The sequence below is a fragment of the Cellulomonas edaphi genome (assembly GCF_030362815.1).
Taxonomy (GTDB): domain Bacteria; phylum Actinomycetota; class Actinomycetes; order Actinomycetales; family Cellulomonadaceae; genus Cellulomonas; species Cellulomonas edaphi.
Genome location: NZ_JAUCGR010000004.1, coordinates 101355 through 122366, shown reverse-complemented (window position 1 = coordinate 122366; position 21012 = coordinate 101355). Strand labels below are relative to the sequence as shown.

At 71.2% G+C, this 21012-nt stretch carries 19 protein-coding genes; 5 read left to right on the top strand and 14 right to left on the bottom strand.

The genetic code is table 11. The features are described 5' to 3' along the window. Positions 1-50: 50 nt before the first annotated feature. The 4 genes from smpB to ftsE all read right to left on the bottom strand — a co-directional run bounded on the left by smpB (position 51) and on the right by ftsE (position 3615). Positions 51-521 carry an SsrA-binding protein SmpB gene (smpB, locus tag QRT05_RS14160; RefSeq protein ID WP_289447981.1) on the bottom strand — a complete coding sequence of 157 codons (471 nt, stop codon included), beginning with the start codon at positions 519-521 and terminating at the stop codon, positions 51-53. Positions 522-607: 86 nt separating this feature from the next. Then, the gene (locus tag QRT05_RS14155) at positions 608-1999 is read right to left on the bottom strand and encodes a M23 family metallopeptidase (RefSeq protein ID WP_289447980.1); all 1392 of its coding nucleotides are present in this window, start codon (positions 1997-1999) and stop codon (positions 608-610) included. A gap of 2 nt (positions 2000-2001) precedes the next feature. Beyond that, complete coding sequence (ftsX, locus tag QRT05_RS14150) at positions 2002-2916, bottom strand: permease-like cell division protein FtsX (protein ID WP_289447979.1); 915 nt, start codon at positions 2914-2916, stop codon at positions 2002-2004. 9 nt (positions 2917-2925) lie between these two features. Beyond that, positions 2926-3615 carry a cell division ATP-binding protein FtsE gene (gene ftsE, locus QRT05_RS14145; protein WP_289447978.1) on the bottom strand — a complete coding sequence of 230 codons (690 nt, stop codon included), beginning with the start codon at positions 3613-3615 and terminating at the stop codon, positions 2926-2928. A 222-nt stretch (positions 3616-3837) separates the two neighbouring features. Between ftsE and QRT05_RS14140 the strand changes: the two genes are divergently transcribed. The 4 genes from QRT05_RS14140 (at position 3838) to QRT05_RS14125 (ending at position 9216) form a co-directional block, all read left to right on the top strand. Further along, positions 3838-5052: an ROK family transcriptional regulator gene (locus QRT05_RS14140; RefSeq protein ID WP_289447977.1), complete on the top strand. Its 1215-nt coding sequence runs from the start codon at positions 3838-3840 to the stop codon at positions 5050-5052. Positions 5053-5167: 115 nt separating this feature from the next. Next, entirely contained in the window at positions 5168-6715 is a 1548-nt protein-coding gene (mmsA, locus tag QRT05_RS14135) for a multiple monosaccharide ABC transporter ATP-binding protein (protein WP_289447976.1), read from the top strand. 29 nt (positions 6716-6744) lie between these two features. After that, entirely contained in the window at positions 6745-8037 is a 1293-nt protein-coding gene (mmsB, locus tag QRT05_RS14130; RefSeq protein WP_289447975.1) for a multiple monosaccharide ABC transporter permease, read from the top strand. 63 nt (positions 8038-8100) lie between these two features. Next, complete coding sequence (locus QRT05_RS14125; RefSeq protein ID WP_289447974.1) at positions 8101-9216, top strand: substrate-binding domain-containing protein; 1116 nt, start codon at positions 8101-8103, stop codon at positions 9214-9216. Between the two features lie 726 nt (positions 9217-9942). Here QRT05_RS14125 and prfB read toward each other — a convergent pair. The 10 genes from prfB to QRT05_RS14075 form a co-directional block, all read right to left on the bottom strand. Continuing rightward, the gene (gene prfB / locus QRT05_RS14120) at positions 9943-11058 is read right to left on the bottom strand and encodes a peptide chain release factor 2 (RefSeq protein WP_289447973.1); all 1116 of its coding nucleotides are present in this window, start codon (positions 11056-11058) and stop codon (positions 9943-9945) included. Between the two features lie 60 nt (positions 11059-11118). Continuing rightward, complete coding sequence (locus QRT05_RS14115; RefSeq protein ID WP_289447972.1) at positions 11119-11580, bottom strand: hypothetical protein; 462 nt, start codon at positions 11578-11580, stop codon at positions 11119-11121. A gap of 5 nt (positions 11581-11585) precedes the next feature. Then, positions 11586-12023, bottom strand: coding sequence for a pilus assembly protein (locus tag QRT05_RS14110; RefSeq protein WP_289447971.1), 438 nt, complete (start codon positions 12021-12023; stop codon positions 11586-11588). Between the two features lie 14 nt (positions 12024-12037). After that, the gene (locus QRT05_RS14105; RefSeq protein ID WP_289448247.1) at positions 12038-12388 is read right to left on the bottom strand and encodes a TadE family protein; all 351 of its coding nucleotides are present in this window, start codon (positions 12386-12388) and stop codon (positions 12038-12040) included. A 35-nt stretch (positions 12389-12423) separates the two neighbouring features. Further along, on the bottom strand, positions 12424-12675 hold the full coding sequence (locus QRT05_RS14100) for a hypothetical protein (protein ID WP_289448257.1): 252 nt from the start codon (positions 12673-12675) through the stop codon (positions 12424-12426). A gap of 132 nt (positions 12676-12807) precedes the next feature. Continuing rightward, complete coding sequence (locus QRT05_RS14095) at positions 12808-13740, bottom strand: type II secretion system F family protein (RefSeq protein WP_289447970.1); 933 nt, start codon at positions 13738-13740, stop codon at positions 12808-12810. Beyond that, positions 13737-14600 (bottom strand): type II secretion system F family protein, encoded by an 864-nt coding sequence (locus tag QRT05_RS14090; protein WP_289447969.1) that lies wholly within the window; start codon positions 14598-14600, stop codon positions 13737-13739. The genes QRT05_RS14095 and QRT05_RS14090 overlap by 4 nt, the downstream gene beginning before the upstream one ends. A 12-nt stretch (positions 14601-14612) precedes the next feature. Next, positions 14613-15839 (bottom strand): CpaF family protein, encoded by a 1227-nt coding sequence (locus tag QRT05_RS14085; RefSeq protein ID WP_289447968.1) that lies wholly within the window; start codon positions 15837-15839, stop codon positions 14613-14615. A gap of 146 nt (positions 15840-15985) precedes the next feature. After that, complete coding sequence (locus tag QRT05_RS14080) at positions 15986-18721, bottom strand: hypothetical protein (protein WP_289447966.1); 2736 nt, start codon at positions 18719-18721, stop codon at positions 15986-15988. Further along, positions 18718-19938 (bottom strand): hypothetical protein, encoded by a 1221-nt coding sequence (locus QRT05_RS14075; protein WP_289447965.1) that lies wholly within the window; start codon positions 19936-19938, stop codon positions 18718-18720. Before QRT05_RS14075 ends, QRT05_RS14080 begins: the two co-directional genes overlap by 4 nt. A 131-nt stretch (positions 19939-20069) precedes the next feature. On the opposite strand from QRT05_RS14075, the gene QRT05_RS14070 reads away from it, so the two are divergent. Then, on the top strand, positions 20070-20978 hold the full coding sequence (locus tag QRT05_RS14070; RefSeq protein ID WP_326522655.1) for an aldose 1-epimerase family protein: 909 nt from the start codon (positions 20070-20072) through the stop codon (positions 20976-20978). Positions 20979-21012 lie beyond the last annotated feature (34 nt).

The following is a 21012-nucleotide window of genomic DNA, read 5'->3' as shown; positions in this document are numbered from 1 at the left end:
ACGGCGGTTACGCGAAAGGTAAAGGCGGGACCAGGTTCGTGTCTAGCGACTCACCGGTCGCGCTTCTCCCGCATGGCCTTGATCGCCTCCATGTTGTCCTGGCGCTCGCGCAGGGCCTGCCGCTTGTCGTACTCGCGCTTGCCTCGCGCCAGGGCGATCTCGATCTTCGCGCGGCCGTCCAGGAAGTACAGGGACAGCGGGACGATCGTCTGCCCCTTCTCGCGGGTCTTGGCCTCGAGCCGGTCGATCTCCTCGCGGTGCAGCAGCAGCTTGCGCTTGCGTCGCGGGGCGTGGTTGGTCCAGGTCCCCTGCGAGTACTCGGGGATGTGCACGCCGTGCAGCCACAGCTCGTGGCCGTCCACCTCGCAGAAGCCGTCGATCAGCGACGCGCGACCCATGCGCAGGGCCTTGACCTCGGTGCCGGACAGGACGATACCCGCCTCGAACACGTCCTCGATGGTGTAGTCGTGCCGGGCCTTGCGGTTGGAGGCCACGAGCTTGCGCCCTGTCTCATTGGCCATGATCGTCGTCCCTCGCGTCAACAACGGCGCCCAGCGCGCCAGCGGACGAGCCTACCTTCGCTGCACCGCAACCACGCGAGCGGAAATCAGAGCCCCAGGTAGGGCCGGGGGTTGGTGGTCGCGCCGTTGATGTACACCTCGAAGTGCAGGTGGCATGCGGCCGACGTCCCGGTGTTGCCCGCGTAGCCGATGAGCTGCCCACGCTCGACGTACTGCCCGGAGCTGACCACGCCGCGGTTGAGGTGGTTGTAGCTCGACATCAGGGAGTTCCCTTGGTACGAGCCGTGGTCGATCATCACCTGGTTGCCGTACCCGGTGCGGAACCGGTCCCAGAGCACGATCCCGTCGCGGCCCGCGTACACCTTGGTGTCGCAGTACGTGCGCAGGTCGATCCCGGCGTGCAGGCGCACGTAGTGCAGGATCGGGTGGAAGCGCATCCCGTACTCGGACGTCACGTGGATGGGGTTGACGCTGGTGGGGTTGCTGAACACCGCGCCGGACGGGGTCACGGTCGAGCCGCCGCCGCCGCCGCCGTTGCTGGCGGGGGGCTTGTTGTGGTGCTTCTTCGCCTCCTCGGCCGCCTTGCGCGCCGCCTCGGCCTTCTTGCGCGCGATCTCCCGGTCGCGAGCCCTGGCCTGCGCGGCGAGGTGCTTGAGCTCGCTCTTGATCCGGCCGGCCTCGGCGTCGGCGGCCCGGATCTGCTGGAGCACCTGAGCACGCTGCGCCTCGAGCGACGCCTGCTTCGTCTTCTGCTCGGCCAGCAGCTGATCCAGCTCGGCCCGGGCCTGCGCCGCCTTGGTCGCGGCCGTCTTGGCGGTCGCCAGCTTCTGGTCCGCCTGCTGCTTGAGCTCGCCGATGCGCACCTGGACCGCACCCAGGCGCACGTGGGCGCCCTTGTTGGTCGCCTCGGAGGTCTTCAGGCTGTCGAGCACCTGGGCCTGGGTGCGCAGCGCGGTGGTCATCTGGCCGTAGCGCTCGATGAAGTCGTCGGTGCTGCTCGCGTCGAGCACCACCTCGATGCCCGACACCGTGCCGCCCGTGCGGTACGCCTCGCGCGCCATCTGGCCGATCGCGGCGCGGGTCTTGGCCGCGTCGTCGGAGTCCTTCTTGATGGTCTGCGCGAGGCTGACCTTCTGGTCCTTCGCGTCCTGCAGGCGGCCCGCGATGATCTGAGCCTCGCGCTGTGCCTTGTCCCGCACGGCGTTCGCGGCGTCCAGCTTGGCCTGCGCCCCCGGGATCTTGCCTTTGATCTCGAGCAGCCGGTCCGACGTCACCTGGATGGCGGCGTTGACGCCCTCCATCGCGTCCTCGGCGTCGGCCCGCTCCTTGGCGTTCTGCGCCCGGGCCCGCTCGGCGGCCGCGCGCTTGTCGTCGATCGAGTCGCCCGCGGCCGGCGAGGCGGTACCGGCGAACACGAGCGTGGCGGCGACGGCCGCGGTGGCCAGACCCGCGACGAGACGAAGCTGAGGACGGCGCATGCTCACACCTTCGTGTATCGACTGAGCGTGACCAGGGAGGAGATCGCGGCGAGCAGGATGGCCGCCCCGATCAGGAACGGCGCGACCGTCATGACGTCGGCCGTGGTGACGTACGGGATCCAGCCCACCGACGTGCCGAGCCAGTCGGTGATGAGGTACTCGACCCCCAGCCACAGCCCACCGACAGCGAGCAGCGAGCCGATGGTCGCCGCGATGGCTCCCTCGAGCATGAACGGCAGCTGGATGAACATGGTCGAGGCGCCGACCAGGCGCATGATGCCGGTCTCGCGGCGACGCGAGAGCGCGGAGAGCCGGATGGTCGTCGTGATGAGCAGCACCGCGGCGACCAGCATCACCGCGGCCAGGCCACCGGCCAGCAGCGTCGCGCGGTCGAGCACCAGGAACAGGCGGTCGAACAGCCGGCGCTGGTCCTCGACCGCCTCGACGCCCTGCTTGCCGGTGACCACCTCGGAGACCACCTGGTACTTCTCCGGGTCGGTCAGCTTGATGCGGAACGAGGAGTTCATGTCGTCGGCCGTGGTCGCCGAGGCCCAGAACTGGTCCTTGAACTGACGCTGGAACGAGGCGAACGCCTGCTCCTTGGTCTCGAAGTAGATCTTCTGGATGTACGGCTTGACCTCGGGCGCGTCCAGAGCGTCCCGGATCTCCTGCTTCTGCTCCTCGGTCACCTCACCGCCGGCGCAGGTCTTCTCCGAGGAGTTGGACGGGCACAGGAAGACGGAGACCTCGACCTTGTCGTACCAGTCGTCCTTCATCTTGCCGATCTGCATCTGCAGCAGCGCGGCGCTCCCGACGAAGGTGAGGGAGACGAACGTGACGAGGATGACCGAGATGGTCATCGACAGGTTGCGACGAAGACCGATCCCGATCTCGGACAGGATGAACTGAAGGCGCACCGCTCCCCCTCAGCGATCCGAGCCGTACACGCCGCGCGACTGGTCGCGCACCATGGAGCCGGTGCTCAGCTCGACGACCCGCTTGCGCATCTGGTCGACGATCTCGTCGTCGTGCGTGGCCATGACCACGGTGGTGCCGGTGCGGTTGATGCGGTCGAGCAGGCGCATGATCCCCAGGGAGGTGGTCGGGTCGAGGTTTCCCGTGGGCTCGTCGCACAGCAGGATGGGCGGACGGTTGACGAACGCGCGCGCGATGGCCACGCGCTGCTGCTCGCCGCCGGACAGCTCGTGGGGTCGCCGCTTCTCCTTGCCGGCCAGGCCCACCATCTCGAGCGTGTCGGGCACGGTGGTCAAGATGTGGTGGCGCGGCTTGCCGATCACCTGCAGGGCGAACGCGACGTTCTCGAAGACCGTCTTGTTGGGCAGCAGGCGGAAGTCCTGGAACACGGCGCCGATCTGGCGACGCAGCTGCGGGACCTTCCACGACGAGAGGGTGCCGAGCTCCTTGCCCGCGACGAACACCTTGCCCGCGGACGCCCGCTCCTCGCGCAGCACGAGTCGCAGGAAGGTCGACTTCCCGGAGCCCGACGAGCCGACGAGGAAGACGAACTCGCCGCGCTCGACGTCCAGGGACACACGGTCAAGCGCCGGTCGGGCGCCGCGCGCGTAGACCTTGGTGACATTCTCGAAACGGATCACAGTGCTCGGCTCGCTCGGGGACTCGGGGTACGGCCACGGGCAGCGCGACGCCGAAGCACGCGCGGCCGAATCGAGGGTAGGCACAGGCATCCGACCACCCCGCCGATGACACGCCGCAACCCACCTGTGAGTGCAAGCACCCATGCGTGCACGCTCCGTACGCAAATGTCGGAACAGCGTTCAAGGCTTGACGACAGCAAACCCGCGGCGTAGACATACGCCATGCCTGCGACCTCAGGCGGCAATGTGGCCGCTTCTCGTGACACGGGCTCGCAGAAAGCGCTCCGTGAGCGCAACACGCAGCTCGTGGTCACCACCCTCGGCGCCAACGGCCCGCAGACCCAGGCGGCGCTCGCGCGTCGCACGGGTCTGTCCACCGGCACCGTGTCCAACATCGTCCGCGACCTGACGGCCCGCGGCCGGGTCACCACCAGCAGCGTCATCAGTGCCGGGCGCCGCTCGATCGAGGTGACGCTCGTTCCCGACGGTCGCGTGGTGGTGGGGGTCGACGTGGGTCGCACGCACCTGCGGGTCATGGGCCTGAACACCGCGCGCCAGGCGTTCGGCATGCGCAGCGCCGCGTTGAGCGAGTCGCACCGGCCCGCGGACACGCTCCCGATGGCACGCCGGATGCTGGACGCGATGCTCGAGGAGCACGGCATCGACCGCGCCGACGTGATGCTGTGCGGCCTCGCGTTCCCCGCCTCGCTCGAGCCCTCGACGGGCGCGGTCGTGCAGGCCAGCGTGCTGCCGCACTGGGCCGGCCTCAACCTCATCGAGGCGACCACCAGCGCCTTCGCGCTGCCCGTGGTGCTCGAGAACGACGCCAACCTCGGCGCGCTCGCGCACGCGGGGAACGGGCGGTTCGTCGACACGCACTGCCTCGTCTACCTCAAGGTCGGCACCGGGATCGGCGCGGGTCTCGCGCTCGACGGCCGGCTCTACGAGAGCCTGTCGGGCATCTCCGGAGAGATCGGGCACAGCCAGGTGGTCGACGGCGGAGACGTCTGCACGTGCGGCAACCGTGGCTGCCTGGAGACCGTCGCCTCCACCCGCCGGCTCATCGCGGACCTCGCCTACATCCGGCCCGGCAGGCGCGTCGACCTCGACGAGGTGATCGATGCCGCCACCGCCGGGGAGCCCGCCGTCCTGCGCCTGCTGCACGACGCGGGCGTGGTGATCGGCAAGGCCCTCGCGCCCATCTGCAACCTGCTCAGCCCCGATGTGGTGGTGGTGGGTGGACCCATGGCGCGCGTAGGAGGACCCTTGCTCGAGGGGCTGGTCCAGTCGGCCCGCCAGCGTTCCCTGGCAGCAGCCACGGCGCACACCGAGTTCGTCCTGTCCGACCTGGCAGACGATGCCGAGGTCCACGGCGCCTGTCTCCTGGCGCTCCGCAAGGTCCTCACCGAAGGTGACGATTTGGTCTCAAACAGATGAGGGTATGGACACGGTCGTGTGTTCATAGGTTGACCGCAAGACCAGCCGTGTCTAGTGTCTGTCCCGGCCCGAAGATGGGCTTCCGAAATGCAGAGTCGCGTCAGGAGTTGTCTAGATGACGTCAGGACCGGTCATCCTCGAGATGAGGGCCATCACCAAGCTGTTCCCGGGGGTCCGCGCTCTCGACGAGGTCTCCATGACCGTCGCTGCCGGCGAGATCCACGCGATCTGCGGCGAGAACGGCGCGGGCAAGTCGACCCTCATGAAGGTGCTGTCCGGGGTGTATCCGCACGGCACCTACGAGGGCCAGATCATCTACCAGGGCGAAGAGGTCCGCTTCAAGGACATCAACGCCTCGGAGCACGCGGGGATCGTGATCATCCACCAGGAGCTCGCGCTCATCCCCGAGCTCTCCATCACGGAGAACATCTTCCTGGGCAACGAGGTGCGCGGGCGCTTCGGCATCGACTGGGACGAGGCACGCCGCCGCGCCGTCGAGCTGCTGGCCCGCGTGGGCCTGCGCGAGTCGCCCGACGAGATCATCAAGAACATCGGCGTCGGCAAGCAGCAGCTCGTCGAGATCGCCAAGGCGCTGTCCAAGGACGTCAAGCTGCTCATCCTCGACGAGCCCACCGCGGCCCTCAACGAGGACGACTCCCAGCACCTGCTGGACCTGCTGCGGGGTCTGCGCTCCAAGGGCATGACCTGCATCATGATCTCGCACAAGCTGAACGAGATCGAGGCCATCGCCGACTCCATCACGATCATCCGTGACGGCAAGTCGGTCGAGACGCTCGACGTCGCCGGCGGCGGCATCAACGAGGACCGCATCATCCGCGGGATGGTGGGCCGCTCGCTCGAGTCCCGCTTCCCCGACCACACGCCCAAGATCGGCGAGAAGTTCTTCGAGGTCCACGACTGGACGGTCGAGCACCCGCTGGTGCCGGGCCGGCTCGTCTGCAAGAACTCGGACTTCTTCGTCCGCCGCGGCGAGATCGTCGGGTTCGCCGGCATCATGGGCGCCGGCCGCACGGAGCTGGCCCGGTCCATCTTCGGACGCTCCTACGGCCGCTTCCTGCGCGGCACGGTCAAGATCAACGGCGAAGAGGTCAACCTCCACACCGTCCAGCAGGCGATCGACCACAAGATCGCCTACGTCCCCGAGGACCGCAAGGCCCTGGGGCTCAACCTGCTGGACAGCATCGAGGAGACGATCATCGCCTCCGGGCTGAACAAGATCACGCGCTACGGCGTGATCGACCCGGACGCCGGCCACGCCGCCGCCGAGTCCTACCGGACCTCGCTCAACATCCGCACGCCCAGCGTCGCGCAGGGTGTCGCCAAGCTCTCCGGCGGCAACCAGCAGAAGGTGCTGCTGGGCAAGTGGATGTTCCCCGACCCGGACCTGCTCATCCTCGACGAGCCCACCCGAGGCATCGACGTCGGTGCCAAGTACGAGATCTACGGACTGATCCAGCGTCTGGCCAACGAAGGCAAGGGCGTCATCGTCATCTCGTCGGAGCTGCCCGAGCTCCTCGGCCTCGCCGACCGCATCTACACCATCTTCGAAGGGGCCATCACCGGCGTCGTCGAGAAGGAAGACGCGACCCAGGAGAACCTCATGCGACTGATGACCGGCTCCTCGTCGGCCCAGGCCAGCTGACCCCGCGCACCGACAGGAAAGATGAACCGATGAAGGAAGCATTCAAGCAGTTGCTGGGCGGCGGTATCCGTCAGTTCGGCATGGTGATCGCGCTCGTCGCGCTCCTGGTGTTCTTCCAGTGGCGCACCGACGGCAAGGTGCTCACGCCCACCAACGCCCAGAACATCATCAACGGCAACTCGTACATCCTGATCCTCGCGGTCGGCATGGTGCTGGTGATCATCGCCGGGCACATCGACCTGTCGGTCGGATCGGTCGCGGCCGTGACCGGCATCGTGGTGGCGCTCGCCATCCGTGACTGGGGCATCTCGTGGTGGGTCGGCGTGCTGCTCGGCCTCGGCGTCGGCCTGGTCATCGGCATGTGGCAGGGCATGTGGGTTGCCTACGTGGGCATCCCAGGCTTCATCACCACCCTCGCAGGCATGCTCATCTTCCGCGGTGCCCAGCAGGTCATCGGCAAGAGCAACTCGGTGCCCGTCCCCGAGGGCATCCAGAAGATGGGCTCCGGCTACCTGCCCGAGTGGGGTCCGAACACCGGCCTCAACAACTCGACGCTGCTGCTGGGCATCCTCGCGATCGCCTTCATCATCTGGTCCGCGCTGCGCCAGGTCGCCAAGATCCGCCGCAACAACCTCCAGGACGTCGCGCCCATGGCGGTCATCCTGCGTGCGGTCATCCTCAGCGCCGTCGTCGCCTACCTGACCTACCTGTTCGGCTCGGGCCGTTCGGGCACGTCGTTCCCGATCTCGGGCTGCATCCTGCTCGTCCTGGTGATCGTCTACAGCTTCGTCGCCAACCGGACCATCATCGGCCGCCACGTCTACGCCGTCGGTGGCAACCGCTCCGCTGCGGCGCTCTCCGGCGTCAACATCAAGCGCGTCAACTTCTTCGTCATGGCCAACATGGCCGTGCTCGCCGCGCTCGCCGGCATCGTCTTCACCGGACGCTCCACCTCCTCCGGCCCGTCCGACGGCGTCGGCTGGGAGCTGGACGCGATCGCGGCCGTCTTCATCGGTGGCGCCGCCGTCTCCGGCGGTGTCGGCACCGTGGTCGGGTCCGTCATCGGTGGTCTGGTGATGGCCGTCCTCAACAACGGCTTGGCGCTCCTGGGTGTCGGGTCCGGGCAGACGCAGATCATCAAGGGTCTGGTGCTGCTCGCCGCCGTCGCCTTCGACGTCTACAACAAGGTTCAGGGTCGCCCGTCAATCTTCGGATTGATCTTCAAGGGCAAGAACAAGCGTGCTGAGGAGCTCGTCTCCGAAAGCAACGAGGAGTCCGCCTCGGTCGCAGTGGCCGATGGCGAGACGGCCGCTCGCGGCTGAGTCACCACCCGAACGGAAAGACACCCTGCACCCAGTCCGGGTGCCCAACAGAAAGTAGTTCCCATGAAGAAGATCGCCGTAGCGCTCATCGCTGCGAGCACGGTCGGAGCACTGGCGCTCACCGGGTGCTCCTCTGACGACCGCGACTCCGAGGCGACGCCGACGTCGTCCGGCTCGGCCGCGGCCCTGCCCGGCTTCCCGGCTGACGCGACGATCGGTGTTGCTCTCCCGCAGAAGACCTCGGAGAACTGGGTGCTCGCCGAGCAGCTGTTCAACGACGGTCTGAAGGACGCCGGCTTCAAGCCGATCGTCCAGTTCGGCAACTCGGGTGTTCCGGAGCAGCAGAACCAGATCCAGGCCATGACCGAGCAGGGCGCGAAGGTCATCGTCGTCGGTGCCATCGACGGTTCGCAGCTGGGCAGCCAGCTGCAGGCGGCCAAGGACGCTGGCGCCTACATCATCGCCTACGACCGCCTGGTGAAGAACACGCCCGCCGTCGACCAGTACATCGCGTTCGACAACTTCAAGGTCGGCGAGCTCCAGGGCCAGGCCCTGCTCGACGGTCTGGGCAAGCTCAAGGGTGACAAGCCCTACAACATCGAGCTCGTCGCCGGTTCGCCCGACGACGCCAACGCCACGCCGTTCTTCGAGGGCGCCATGAGCATCCTGCAGCCGAAGATCGACGACGGCACGCTCAAGGTCGTCTCGGGTCAGACCACGTTCGACCAGGTCGCGACGCAGGGCTGGAAGGCCGAGAACGTCCAGAAGCGTTTCGACACCATCATGTCGGCCAACTACGCGGACGGCACGGAGCTCCAGGGCGTCCTGTCCCCGAACGACACCCTGGCCCGCGGCGTGCTGACCTCGGTCAAGCAGGCTGGCCAGACCGAGGTCCCGGTCATCACCGGCCAGGACTCCGAGGTCGAGTCGGTCAAGCTCATCATGCAGGGCGTGCAGTACTCGACGATCTACAAGGACACGCGTGAGCTGGTCGCCGAGACCATCAAGGCGATCCAGGCCGTCCAGAAGGGCGAGCAGCCGGAGATCAACGACACCAAGTCCTACAACAACGGTGTCAAGGTCGTCCCGTCCTACCTGCTCGAGCCGAAGATCGTGACCAAGGACAACGCTGCCGAGGTCTACGCGAACGACGCGACGCTGGCCCCGCTCACCAAGTGAGCTGACCAGTAGCACGTAGGAAGGCCCCCCGGCGCTGCGGCGCCGGGGGGCCTTTCTCGTTGTGCCTGGCTTCCGGGCGACCTTGTGGTTGTCCGCGGTTGGCGGGCCGAATCCGTGGACAACCACCGGTTCGATTGGATCCGGGCTCCTGCCCGCGGGCCCGACGATGCCGACCCCGTGGTTGTCCGCGGTTACGGACTCGGGTCCGCGGACAAGCACCGGTTCGCGCACTCGGAGGCCGCTCCCCCACCGGCGCGGCCGACCTCGTGGTTGTCCGCGGTTACGGCCCTCCGTCCGTGGCCAACCACCCGTTCGCACGCACTCGCACGCCGGCTCCCCCGCCGACGCGGCCGACCTTGTGGTTGTCCGCGGTTACGGACTCGGGTCCGTGGACAACCACAGGGTCGAGTGGATCCGCACGCCGGCTCACGGGCCGACGATGCCGACCCGGTGGTTGTCCGCGGTGACGAACTCGGATCCGTGGACAACCACCGGTTCGCGCACTCGGAGGCCGGCTGCCCCGCCGACGCGGCCGACCTTGTGGTTGTCCGCGGTTGCCGGGCCGAATCCGTGGACAACCACCGGCTCGGCAGGTGCCCCTCCCCCGGTCACGCGCGGCCAGGCACGTCGGCATGGCCGCAGATGGGAGCGACCCCGCCGTCGTCCGCGCGGCCCGTCTGGGCGCGCAGGCGACGACGGGGTCGTCGGGGATCGCGGAGCGGGCGATCAGCTGGCGGCCATCTCCTGCTCCTTGCGCCACCGGATGCCTGCCTCGATGAAGTCGTCGATGTCGCCGTCGAACACCGCGGCCGGGTTGCCCACCTCGTGCTCGGTGCGCAGGTCCTTGACCATCTGGTACGGCTGGAGCACGTACGAGCGCATCTGGTCGCCCCAGCTGGCCTTGATGTCGCCGGCCATCTCCTTCTTCTTGGCGTCCTCCTCCGCCTTGCGCACCAGCAGCAGGCGGGACTGGAGCACGCGCAGGGCCGCGGCGCGGTTCTGGATCTGCGACTTCTCGTTCTGCATGGAGACCACGATCCCCGTGGGGATGTGCGTCATGCGCACGGCGGAGTCCGTGGTGTTGACGGACTGGCCGCCGGGGCCTGACGAGCGGAACACGTCGACCTTGATCTCCGACTCCGGGATCTCGACCGAGTCGGTCTGCTCGATGAGCGGGATCACCTCGACCGCCGCGAACGACGTCTGGCGACGCCCCTGGTTGTCGAACGGGGAGATGCGCACCAGGCGGTGGGTGCCCGCCTCGACGGACAGGTGCCCGAACGCGTAGGGCGCCTTGACCTCGAAGGTGGCGGACTTCAGCCCGGCCTCCTCCGCGTAGGACGTGTCCATCACGGTGGTCGGGTAGTTGTGGCGCTCAGCCCAGCGCAGGTACATGCGCAGGAGCATCTCGGCGAAGTCGGCGGCGTCGACGCCACCGGCACCGGCGCGGATCGTCACGACCGCCTCGCGCTGGTCGTACTCACCGGCGAGCAGCGTGCGGACCTCGAGCTCACCCAGGTCCTTGCGGATCTTGACGAGCTCGGCCTCCGCCTCGGCGAGGGTGTCCTCGTCGTCCATCTCGACGGCCATCTCGACGAGGGTCTCGAGGTCGTCGATGCGCCCGCGGAACTTGCTCACGCGGTCGAGCTCGGACTGCGCCGCGGACAGCGCGCTCGTGACCTTCTGCGCCGCCTCGGGGTCGTCCCAGAGGTTCGGCACGGAGGCCTGCTCGGACAGGGCCGCGATCTTGGCCTTCAGCGTCTCGGGGTCGCTCACTGCCTGGATGGAGCCCAGGGTGGTGCGCAGATCGCGGAGCTCGGCGGGGAAGTCGGTGGTGGCCACAACCGTCCAGGTTACCCGCTCGGGGCGGGCTCGCCTGCGCCGACTCGGAGTGACGTCGCCTCACCGTGCGCTGGCGTCGGACTCCGCGGAGATCGTGATGCCGTCCTTCCACGGCTTGAGCACCCAGGACCAGAAGACCGGGTGCACCACGGCCACGAGCTCGACGTGCGCCGTCGCGCCGTCGTCGACCGCGCTCGCGTCGTAGGCGAACCGGCTCCACCGTGTCGCTGCCGCCGGGTTGTCGTGCAGGTAAGCGCCGACCGCGCGGCGGACGCTCGCCGTCGAGACCTCTGCCGGCTCGGTGCGCGGATCCCCGCGGCCCGCGCCGGAAGCGAAGTAGGCGTCGTCGTCGACCGCGTCGGCCGCCTCCAACGCCATCACGTCGGCGAGCGCGAGCAGCCGCTTGCGCTCCAGGTGCACGCCCGCCGCCGACACGACGACGGACACGAGGAGCATCGCGACCACGACGAAGCCGAGCGTGAGCAGCATGATCTGCCCGTCGTCGCCGCGCCGGGCCCTCATCCCGCTCATCCCGCCGCCACCCGGAAGTCGTCGACCGGTGCGGCGCGGGTCGCGCTGACGGGGATCTCGAGGGGCACCACGTCGCGGACGAATCCGGGGACGAACGGCAGCCCGACGACGACCTCGACGCGCGCCTCGACATCGCCGCCCGGCGTCAGGCACGGGTGCCGCGTGCAGCTGATCTGCAGGGCATCGGCGGGCGCGTCGTCGAAGCCCTGGTCCGCGAGCGCGATGCCCACCGACGCGAGGGCACCATGCACCGCCTGGCTCGTGTCGTCGGACCGGACGTAGACGCGCGCCGCCTCGCGCGCCGCGCCCTCGGCGGCGAACGTGGCGGCCTCGACCCGGCCGAGCACCAGCACCAGGTACACGAGCGGCACCAGCAGCACCAGCGTCACGCCCAGGAACTCGACGATCGCGCTGCCGTCATCTCCGCTCGCCACAGCACCCCACGGCCTCACGGGACCTCCGCCAGGGCATGTCCGTGGATGGTGAGCGATCCGCCCGAGCCGATCAGTCCGATCAGCGGCCGCGGGGCGTGCACCTCGACCTCGACGAGCTCGAGCCCGTCGCGGTGCACGCGGGCCGCGCTCACGTCCTGGCTGAACCTCGCCGACAGCGACTGGCTGAGCAGCGCGCGTGTGCGAGACGCGGCATCGGCGGGGTCGTTGCCCGCGAGCGCCCCGTACCGAGCGCCTTCGCTCGCGCAGTCGACGAGCGTGTTGCGCACGTGGAGGACCAGCGTCAGCTGCAGGACGGAGACGAACACGACCGTCACGAGGCCGCCGATGAGGGCGAAGTCGACGATGGCCGAGCCGGCGTCGCCGGTCGGAAAACTCCGTGTCAGGGCGCGACGTCGCTGAGGGCGTCGGAGAAGACGTCGCCCAGCGTCGTCTTCGCGAGCGCCCACAGCACGGTCACGAGGCCGGCGGTCATCAGCGTGACGAGCACCCATCCCGGGACGTCGCCTCGGTCGTCGTCGCGCAGCGCGTGCAGCCGGTGGGTCAGCGTGACCCAGGCTGTCGCGGCCAGCGCGTGCGGCCGCAGCCGCGCGAGGCGGCCCTGCGGGGGCGGGGTGGTGGTCTGCGTCGCCATGGTGGTCCTTCGTCTCGTCGGTGGTGGCCGGTCCGGCGTGGCGTGCCAGGGGCGTGTCGTGGTGGTGCCGAAGTGGATCTCGTCCCCGCGAGGCGGGGGTGACCCCGACGGGCGCACGCGCGCGGCGGCCGCTCACAGGCCCATCCGCAGGACGACGGCGGACGGGAAGACCGCGAAGATGACCGTGACTGGGAGGATCAGGAAGACGACAGGAATCATCATCACCAGCTCGCGCTTCCCGCCCGACTCCATGAGCGCCCTGCGCCCCTCCTCGCGTACGTCCTGCGCCTGCGCGCGCAGCACGTCGGCCAGCGGCGTCCCCCGCTCGAGCGCCACGGCGACGCCCTCGGCGAAGCGAGCCAGAGGTGACAGCCCGGTGCGAGCCGCGAGCCGGTCGAGAGCCGTCGTCACCGGCGTGCCCGACCGCGCGTCGGCGAGCGTGCGTGCCAGCTCGGCAGTGAGCTCGCCGTGCGAGGTGCGCACCACGCGCTCGAGAGCGCCCACCGCGCCCTCCCCGGCCGTGACGGCGAGGGCGATCAGCTCGGCCACGGTCGGCAGCTCGGCGAGCATCCTCGCCTCGCGGGCGCGCACCTGCCGCGTGAGCGCCCAGTCCCGCGCGAGCAGCCCGGTGACTCCGCACACGCCGACCAGGACCACGAGCGGCGGGAGGTCCGTGTGGCGCGACGCGGCCAGCACCAGGGCGAGCGCGAGTCCCACGGCGAGGCCGAGCACGCCGCCCACCACCTGCCCCGCACGGAACTGCTCGACGCTCTCCGCACGGCCGGCCCGCGCCAGACGTCGCCGCAGGTCCGCCGTCGGCGACCCGATGCGCGTCACCAGGCGGATGCCGTCGGCCATGACGGGTGCCGCGAGGCGCTCGAGCGCGGTGAGCGGTCCCCGCGCCACCGGCTCCCCCAGCAGACCGGAGGACGTCCGCTGCGGTCGCAGGTACGGCGCGAGCCGCTGGTCCAGCGTGATGCGCCGCGAGCGCAGGCGGGACACGACGAGCGTGAGCCCGAGACCGCCGAGCATGCCGATGGCGGCGCCCGTCACCGCCGGGCTCACCGCAGCACCCGTGGTTCCTCGGGAAGCCGCGCCACGCGGAGCATGAGCAGATAGGCGACGAGCGTGCACGCGCCCCCGAGCACGAGCACCGCGAACCCGGCGACCGTGTCGTAGGCCTCCGCGGCCTCGGTGCGCGTGGAGAGGAGCGCGAGCACCAGCCACGGCGCGGCTACCGCCAGGCGCGCGGCGTTGACCGTCCACGACTGGCGTGCCTCCAGCTCGCCACGGGCGCGCAAGTCGTCCCGCAGGAAGGTCGACAACGTCCGGAGCAGCCGCCCGAGGTCGGTACCTCCCACGTCGCGGGTCAGCCGCAACGCCTCGACGATCCGGTCCGCGACGGGATCGGCGAGCCGAGCCTTGAGCCGGTCGAGGCACGCACCGAAACGGCCCGTCGCGCGGTAGTCCTCCGCGAACGCCCGGAACGGTGCCTGCAGCTCGGCGGGCCCGCGCTCGGCCAGCTGCGCGACGGCCTCCGGCAGCGACAGGCCCGCGCGGATGCCGGACCCGAGATGGTCGACCACGTCGGGCCAGAGCTCGCGCAGCCGTACCCGGCGCCGTCGGGCGCGGCCGCGCAGGATGCTCCACGGGCCGAACGCGGCGAACGTCGCGAAGCAGACCGCGATCGAGGGCGTCCGCGTCACGGCCAGGCCGGTGGCGAGCACGACGACCGCGAGCAGCGCACTCGCCGCGACGAATCCGCCGGGTGTGACCCCGGTGACGCCGGCCTGCACCAGCGTGTCCTGGGTGCGGGCACGCCAGGTGGGCGCCAGCCCTGCGTCGACCGAGGCCTCCCGCGGCCAGAACGACCACCACACGCAGGCGAGGCCCGCACCGAGCACGAGCCCGACGACCACTCCCATCCGCTGCCGCCCTCAGTCCCGGGCGCGCAGCAGCGCGGCGAGGTCGATGCCGAGCCGCGCGAAGCGCTCCGCATGGGGCGGGAATCCCTCGCCTCGGACCAGCCGCTCACCGCGGGTCACGAACAGCTCGGCCGTCTCGACGACCCCCTGCTCCACGCGCCCGGGCACCGCCACGATCTCGCGCACCGCACGGCGACCGCCGGCATCCAGGTCCAGGTGCACCACGAGGTCGACCGCGGCCGCGACGGTGGGCACCACGAACCGGTCGGAGACGTTCTCCCCCGCGAGCAGCGGCAGGGTGCACAGCTTGGTGAGCGCCTCGCGCGCCGAGTTGGCGTGGACGGTGCACATCGCCGGCACCCCTGCGTTGAGCGCGATCAGCAGGTCGAGCGCCTCGGCCTCGCGCACCTCCCCGACGATGAGGCGGCTGGGGCGCATGCGCAGAGCCTCCTTGACCAGGCGGCGCAGCGGGATCTCGCCCGTGCCCTCCAGGCTGGGCTGGCGGCACTGCATCGCCACCCAGTCGCGAGCCGTCAGGCGCAGCTCGAAGACCTCCTCGCAGCTGATGACCCGCTCGCGCGGCCCGATCGAGCCCGCGAGCGCGTTGAGGAGCGTCGTCTTTCCCGCCTGCGTGGCCCCCGAGACCATGACGTTCAGCCCCGCGCGGACCGCTGCGGACAGGAACGCGGCGGCGTGCGGCGTGATGCTGCCGAGCCCGACGATCTCGTCGAGCGACGACGCCCGCACCACGTACTTGCGGATGTTGACCGACCAGTCGCGCCGGGTGATGTCCGGGATGACCGCATGCACGCGCTCGCCGCCGGGCAGCGAGGCGTCGACGAACGGGCTGGACAGGTCGAGCCGCCTTCCCGAGGCCTTGAGCATCTTCTCCACCAGGTCGCGCACCTGCGCGTCCGTCAGCATGGTGGTGGTGAGCTCAGACTCGCCCTTGCGCGCGACAAACACCTGGCTCGGGCTGTTGATCCAGATCTCCTCGACCTCGGGGTCGTCGAGATATCGCTGCAGCGGCCCGAGCCCCGCGACGGCGTCGACCACCGCCTTGTGCGCCGCGGCGGGATCCGGCAGCGGCGGCACGGAGCCGACGACCGAGCGCTCGTCGTAGTCGGCCATCGCGTCCGTGACCAGGGCGTGGACGCCCGGACGGTCGCGGACGGGGTCGAGCCCGCGACGGCGGATGAGCTCGCGCACCTCGCCCTCGAGAATCGCCACGCCGTCCATCGGCCCCCCGCCCGGTTCCTACCCATTCGCCCCACTACGTGGTGCCGAACCCTAGGGGAACCGAAGGCCCCGCACGGCCCGTTGTCCACAACCGGCGACAACGTCACCCTCGCGGGTGAACGCCATCAATGCGAGCGAGCGAACGCCTACCGCGCCGCCGGTGCCCACAGCACGGCCGTCCGTCCCACGCCCGCCAGCCGCCGCGCCTCCTGCGCGGTCCGCGTGCTCGCCCTCCCCCGGGCCAGCGCGTCGAGCGGCTCCGGGAGTGCCACGCGCAGCCCGCACCGCTCGGCGATCCCCGCAGCGATCTCCAGCAGGGCGACCCCGCCGCGCAGGACGCGCAGCACGGGCAGGCAGGTCACCACCGCGGTGAGCACCGCCAGCTCTCCGTGCTCGTCGATGCGGGCCGCGTCGGCGAGCGTCGCGGCGATGCGCGTCAGCTTGGGCGGCTCCGGCTCGAGGTGGAACGAGCTCTGCAGGAACGGACCGGCGCCCGGCCCCACGAGGCGCAGGATGCCCTCGCCGAGCACACAGCCGTCCAGCACGCCCCCGCGCGCGGCCGTCGCGATGGCCTCGGCGGAGGCGGCCCGGGTGCGCGCGCTGCGGTACGACCCGGCCCACAGGAGCAGGTCGGTGGCGGGCCCGCCGAGAGGCACGCGCCGGTCGGCCATGGCCCGCAGGACTCCACCGAGGTCGGCGTCTGGGTCCTCGATCGACGTGATCACCTCAGGCTGGAGGTGCACGGCAGCGACGTCGGGGTGCGACGGCAGGTGCAGCAGCGCCGAGCTCGAGGCGCCGTGGCCGCGCCGCCCCCAGACGAGGTGACCGCCCCAGTGGTCGACCACGGTGCTCGTGTCGAACCACCAGCGCACCGGGTCCTCCGGCCGTCCGTCGGCCGGTTCGGGCGTCGCCGCGGTCCACAGCGCGAGCGGCCCGACGGTCGTCGGCCCGTTCACCCAGGTGTGCGGCTCGTTCGCACCCCACTGCCAGGTCCGGGAGGCCTCGGTGCGGTCCAGCCAGATGAGCGCCTGCTCGCCGAGCGCGCCCGACGCCCGCAGCGCGGCTCGGTCGGCCGGGTCGACGCGCATGATCGCCGTCGCCACGTCCCGGCCCGTCAGCGGTGCACCGGCGTCGACCTGCGCGCGCAGGCGTGCGAGGAACGCGTCGACGGACACCGTGCCATGACCCGCGGTCGGCAAGGCGAGGATCCCGACGGGCGGCCCGGAGAACAGGCGGCCCAGCTCGTGCAGTCGCGCCCCGACGAGATCGCTCGGCAGCCACCGCTCCACGGTGTGCTCCCACGACCAGCTCACCGTCTTGTGCTCGATGTAGGTCCCGTCCGCCTGCAGGAAGCGGGACATCGGGTAACCCTCGTACCGCTGCGACGGCACACCGGGCGGGATCGTGGACGGGTCGTGGGTGTACGCGATCCGCCTGACGGAGCCGAAGTCGTGCGTCGTCGTCGGCTGCTCACCCAGCCACCTGCCCACCAGGTACGACAGCCCGTCGTCGCTCCGCGGCAGGGCGTGCCCGACGCCGGACGGGACGTCCCTCAGCCGCACCATGCCGTCGACGGCCCGCTCGACCTCGAGCGGATCACTCGGGTCGTGCAGGACGTGCACGAGCAGGTCGACGAGCTCGTCGGTGGTGCGCACCGGCTCCACGGGCCGCGGCGCCACGTCCACCGGCACGGGCGGCGTCCACGCCTCCGTGACAGGTGCGGGCGCCGAGCTGGTGGTGCCGCACAGCGCGAGCAGGCGCTCGACGACCGGGCCGACGCCGCTCGGCACCTGGTCAGCGACCGGAGCCACGACGGCGCCGCACGCGGCAGGGTCGACGAGCCCGGACTTCACCGCGGAGGTCAGCAACGCCAGGTGCTCGCGCACGGCCCCCTTCTCGGGCCGCACCAGCACATCGGGCGTGACATCCAGGAGGGCGCCGGGGTCGAGCCGCCCGGCGCGGAGCAGCAGCGCCGCCTGGGCGCGCCCGATCGCGGCCGACGGGGGCGCCCCGGCGGCGACCAGGTCGAGGTAGGCGGCCTGCCGCTCGCACGCCTCGTCGAGCGTCACCTGGATACGGCCGTGCACCAGAGCCCAGCCGCGCAGGTCTCCCGTGCGGGTGCCGCCCGCCCCGGCCAGCGCCGCGAGGCACCCGTCGACGACGGCCGGGCGCCGCGCGGCATCGTTGGCGCCCCACGCGTCGAGCAGGCCGGCCCACTCCTCCTCGCTGTGCACGCTGCGGTCCGGCGCGAGCTCCAGGTTCCGCGCCCACGTCCCGTCGCTGCCGTATGCGTCCCCGATGCGGCGCCCGACGTCCGGGATGCTCCACAGGCGGTGCAGCAGCTCGTCCAGCGACGGATCGGCGGCGCGTGCTGCGGGCAGCGACGCCCAGCGCATGCCGCCCAGCAGCCCGCTCGCGTACAGCGGATCGTCGGGCGCTTCAACCAGCCCGGTCAGCACCAGGTGGTGCACGGGCCCCCAGCTGACGGCGCGGCCGTGCAGCAGGCTGCCGACGAGCTTCGCGCGCCACGCCGGCGGGTGCGGCTCGACGAGCGCGCACACCTCCTGCCCCGGCTTGTCCTCGGCCACCCACCACGCCGACGCGATCTCGGTGGCCACCTGGGCGGGGGCCGCGGCGAGCGCGGCGCGGACGATGAAGAGCGCGGCGCGAGCCGGCCACTCCTGCGAGGGCACCCCGCGAGGATCGGCGCCGGAGAACCTCCAGTCGTGGTCGAACAGCGGGGCCACCGACTCGAGCGCGGCCAGGACGGCGGCCTTGCGCGCGGGCGGCACCTCCCGTGCGGCAGCGAATGCGCCGGGCAGGTCCGCCGCGCGCAGGGCGCTGCAGATCCGGGCCAGGTCGTCGCCCACGGGCTCGCTCATGCGCCCTCCTCCCGCCACAGCCGCGCAGCCAGCACGTGGGCGCACGGTCCTCTGTCGCCCCGATGCTCCGCGTACCACCGGCACGTGCACGTCTCCTGGCCAGACGCGAGGTGCACGGCGTGCTCTCCGTAGGAGCCCGCCACGAGGATCCGGTCGCCCTCGGCGCGTACCTTGCCCGCTGCGACGAGCCGACGCGCCTTGCTCGCGCGGGGCGCCTCGTCGAGCACGGAGCGCCCGAACGGCAGCGCGCGCGCGAAGTACCGGCCCTGCGCCAGGTCGTACCCGACCAGCCCCCGGCGCGCTAGCTCCACCTGAGGGTCGTCGGCCGACAGGTCGTCGAGCAGAGCGCCCTCCCCCGAGAACCCGCGGGACGCCGCCGGGCTCAGCCCCAGTCCCAGGCGCGCACCGGGCAGCGTGACCTCCCACCACGAGGCCGCGCTGGACCGCGACGTGGTGCCGAACACCCGCAGCGCGGTGGCGTGACGCAGGACCGGCTCGAGCACCCGCAGCCGGTGCGGCGCTCCCACCGAGGCGGCCCCGGGGACCGGGCTGCTGCCCAGCCGCAACCCGCCTCCCACCGGCTGGGCCCACAACGGCTGGTCGCCCACCCGGGCGGGCAGCGAGCGCAGGAACGCGCGCGCCTGCGACGCGTCGAGCTCGGCCAGCAGCGTCATCCGGGACGCCAGCGCCTGCAACTCGGCCAGCGAGCGGAGCCATCGCGAGGGCAAGTCCACGATGCGCTCGTGCGCCTGCCCGTCCAGCGTCGCCACCTCCAGCCCGGTCCGGCCGACGACGATGCGGAGCGGATGCTGGCGGCGGACACCGGCCAGCAACCGCCGCACCGTGGGCCCGAGGTCGACGTTCGTGGTGCCCGACGCGCGGGTGGTGGAGGTCAGCGCCTCGTCGAGGAGGTCGAGCCGGGCCGCCACGCCGCAGCAGGCGGACAGCGACTCGAACCGGACGGTGCCGTCCTCCACGGTGATGATGGGGTCCGCGAGCGCGATCTTGGCGCGGATCGCTGACGGATGCTCGTAGAAGCGGGTCGCGGCCACCTCGCCCACGCGCAGCAACCCGCTCGCGACCACGTCGGCACGCTCCGCGAACGCATCGAGGAACGTCCCGGAATCGGTGCTCGCCAGCCCGAGCGCCGCGTGGTCACCCTCCGCCCGGAGCGTGGACGACGTCGCGTACCGGTAGTCGACGAGCACGGAGGCCATGCCTGGTCATCGGCCGTGCGGACGCCCGACTTGACCGAGCCGGGCGACTGCCGGCGTCACCCGCCCGGACGGCTCGCCGACGCGGACGAACAAGCGGGCACGGCGGCGCGCGCGGCCACTACCGTGTGGGCGTGACCAACCCGACCGGCCTCCAGCACACCCTCCGTCTCGGCGATCAGCACGCCGTCGTCACGGCCGTCGGCGCCAGCCTGCGCGAGTACCGCGTCGGCGCGCGGGACGTGGTGCTGCCGTTCGACGAGGACGCCATCGCCCCCGCGTTCTCGGGAGCCGTGCTCGCGCCGTGGCCCAACCGCCTCGCCGACGGCGAGTTCGACCGGGACGGTCGCACCTATGAGGTGCCGGTCACCGAGCACGGCCGGCGCAACGCCCTGCACGGCCTGGTCGCCTATGTGGCCTTCGACGCCGTCGAACAGGCCGACGACGGCACGTCCGTCACCCTCGAGCACACGATCGTGCCCACGCCCGGCTACCCGTGGGCCGTGCGCGTGCGCGTCACGTACACCCTCACGGCCGACGGCCTCGTGGTGCACACCGCGGCGCAGAACCTGAGCCCCGGGGTCGCGCCGTACGGCGTCGGCTTCCACCCGTGGCTGTCACCGGGCGAGGCCTCGGTCGACGGGTGCACGCTCACGCTGGGCGCCTCGCGGCACGTGACGGTCGACGAGCGCCTGCTCCCCACGGGCCACGAGCCCGTCAGCGGCGTGTTCGACCTGCGCGGCGGGACCGCGCTGCGCGGCATCGCCTTCGACGACGCCTGGGTCGAGCCGGACCGGGACGACGACGGCCTCACCTGGGCGCGCCTGGCGTCGGGCGACGGGCGCACGGTCGCGATGTGGGCCGACAGCGGCTGCGCGGCGTGGCAGGTCTGCACCGGCGACGGGATCCCGCTCATCGAGCGACGGGGCGTGGCGGTCGAGCCGATGTCGTGCATCGCGGACGCGTTCCGCACGGGCGACGACCTGGTGGAGCTGGGCGGGGACGACGTGCACGAGATCACCTGGGGCCTGCGCCTGGAGTGAGGCCCGACGGGGGTCCGGGCGACTCAGCCCAGGC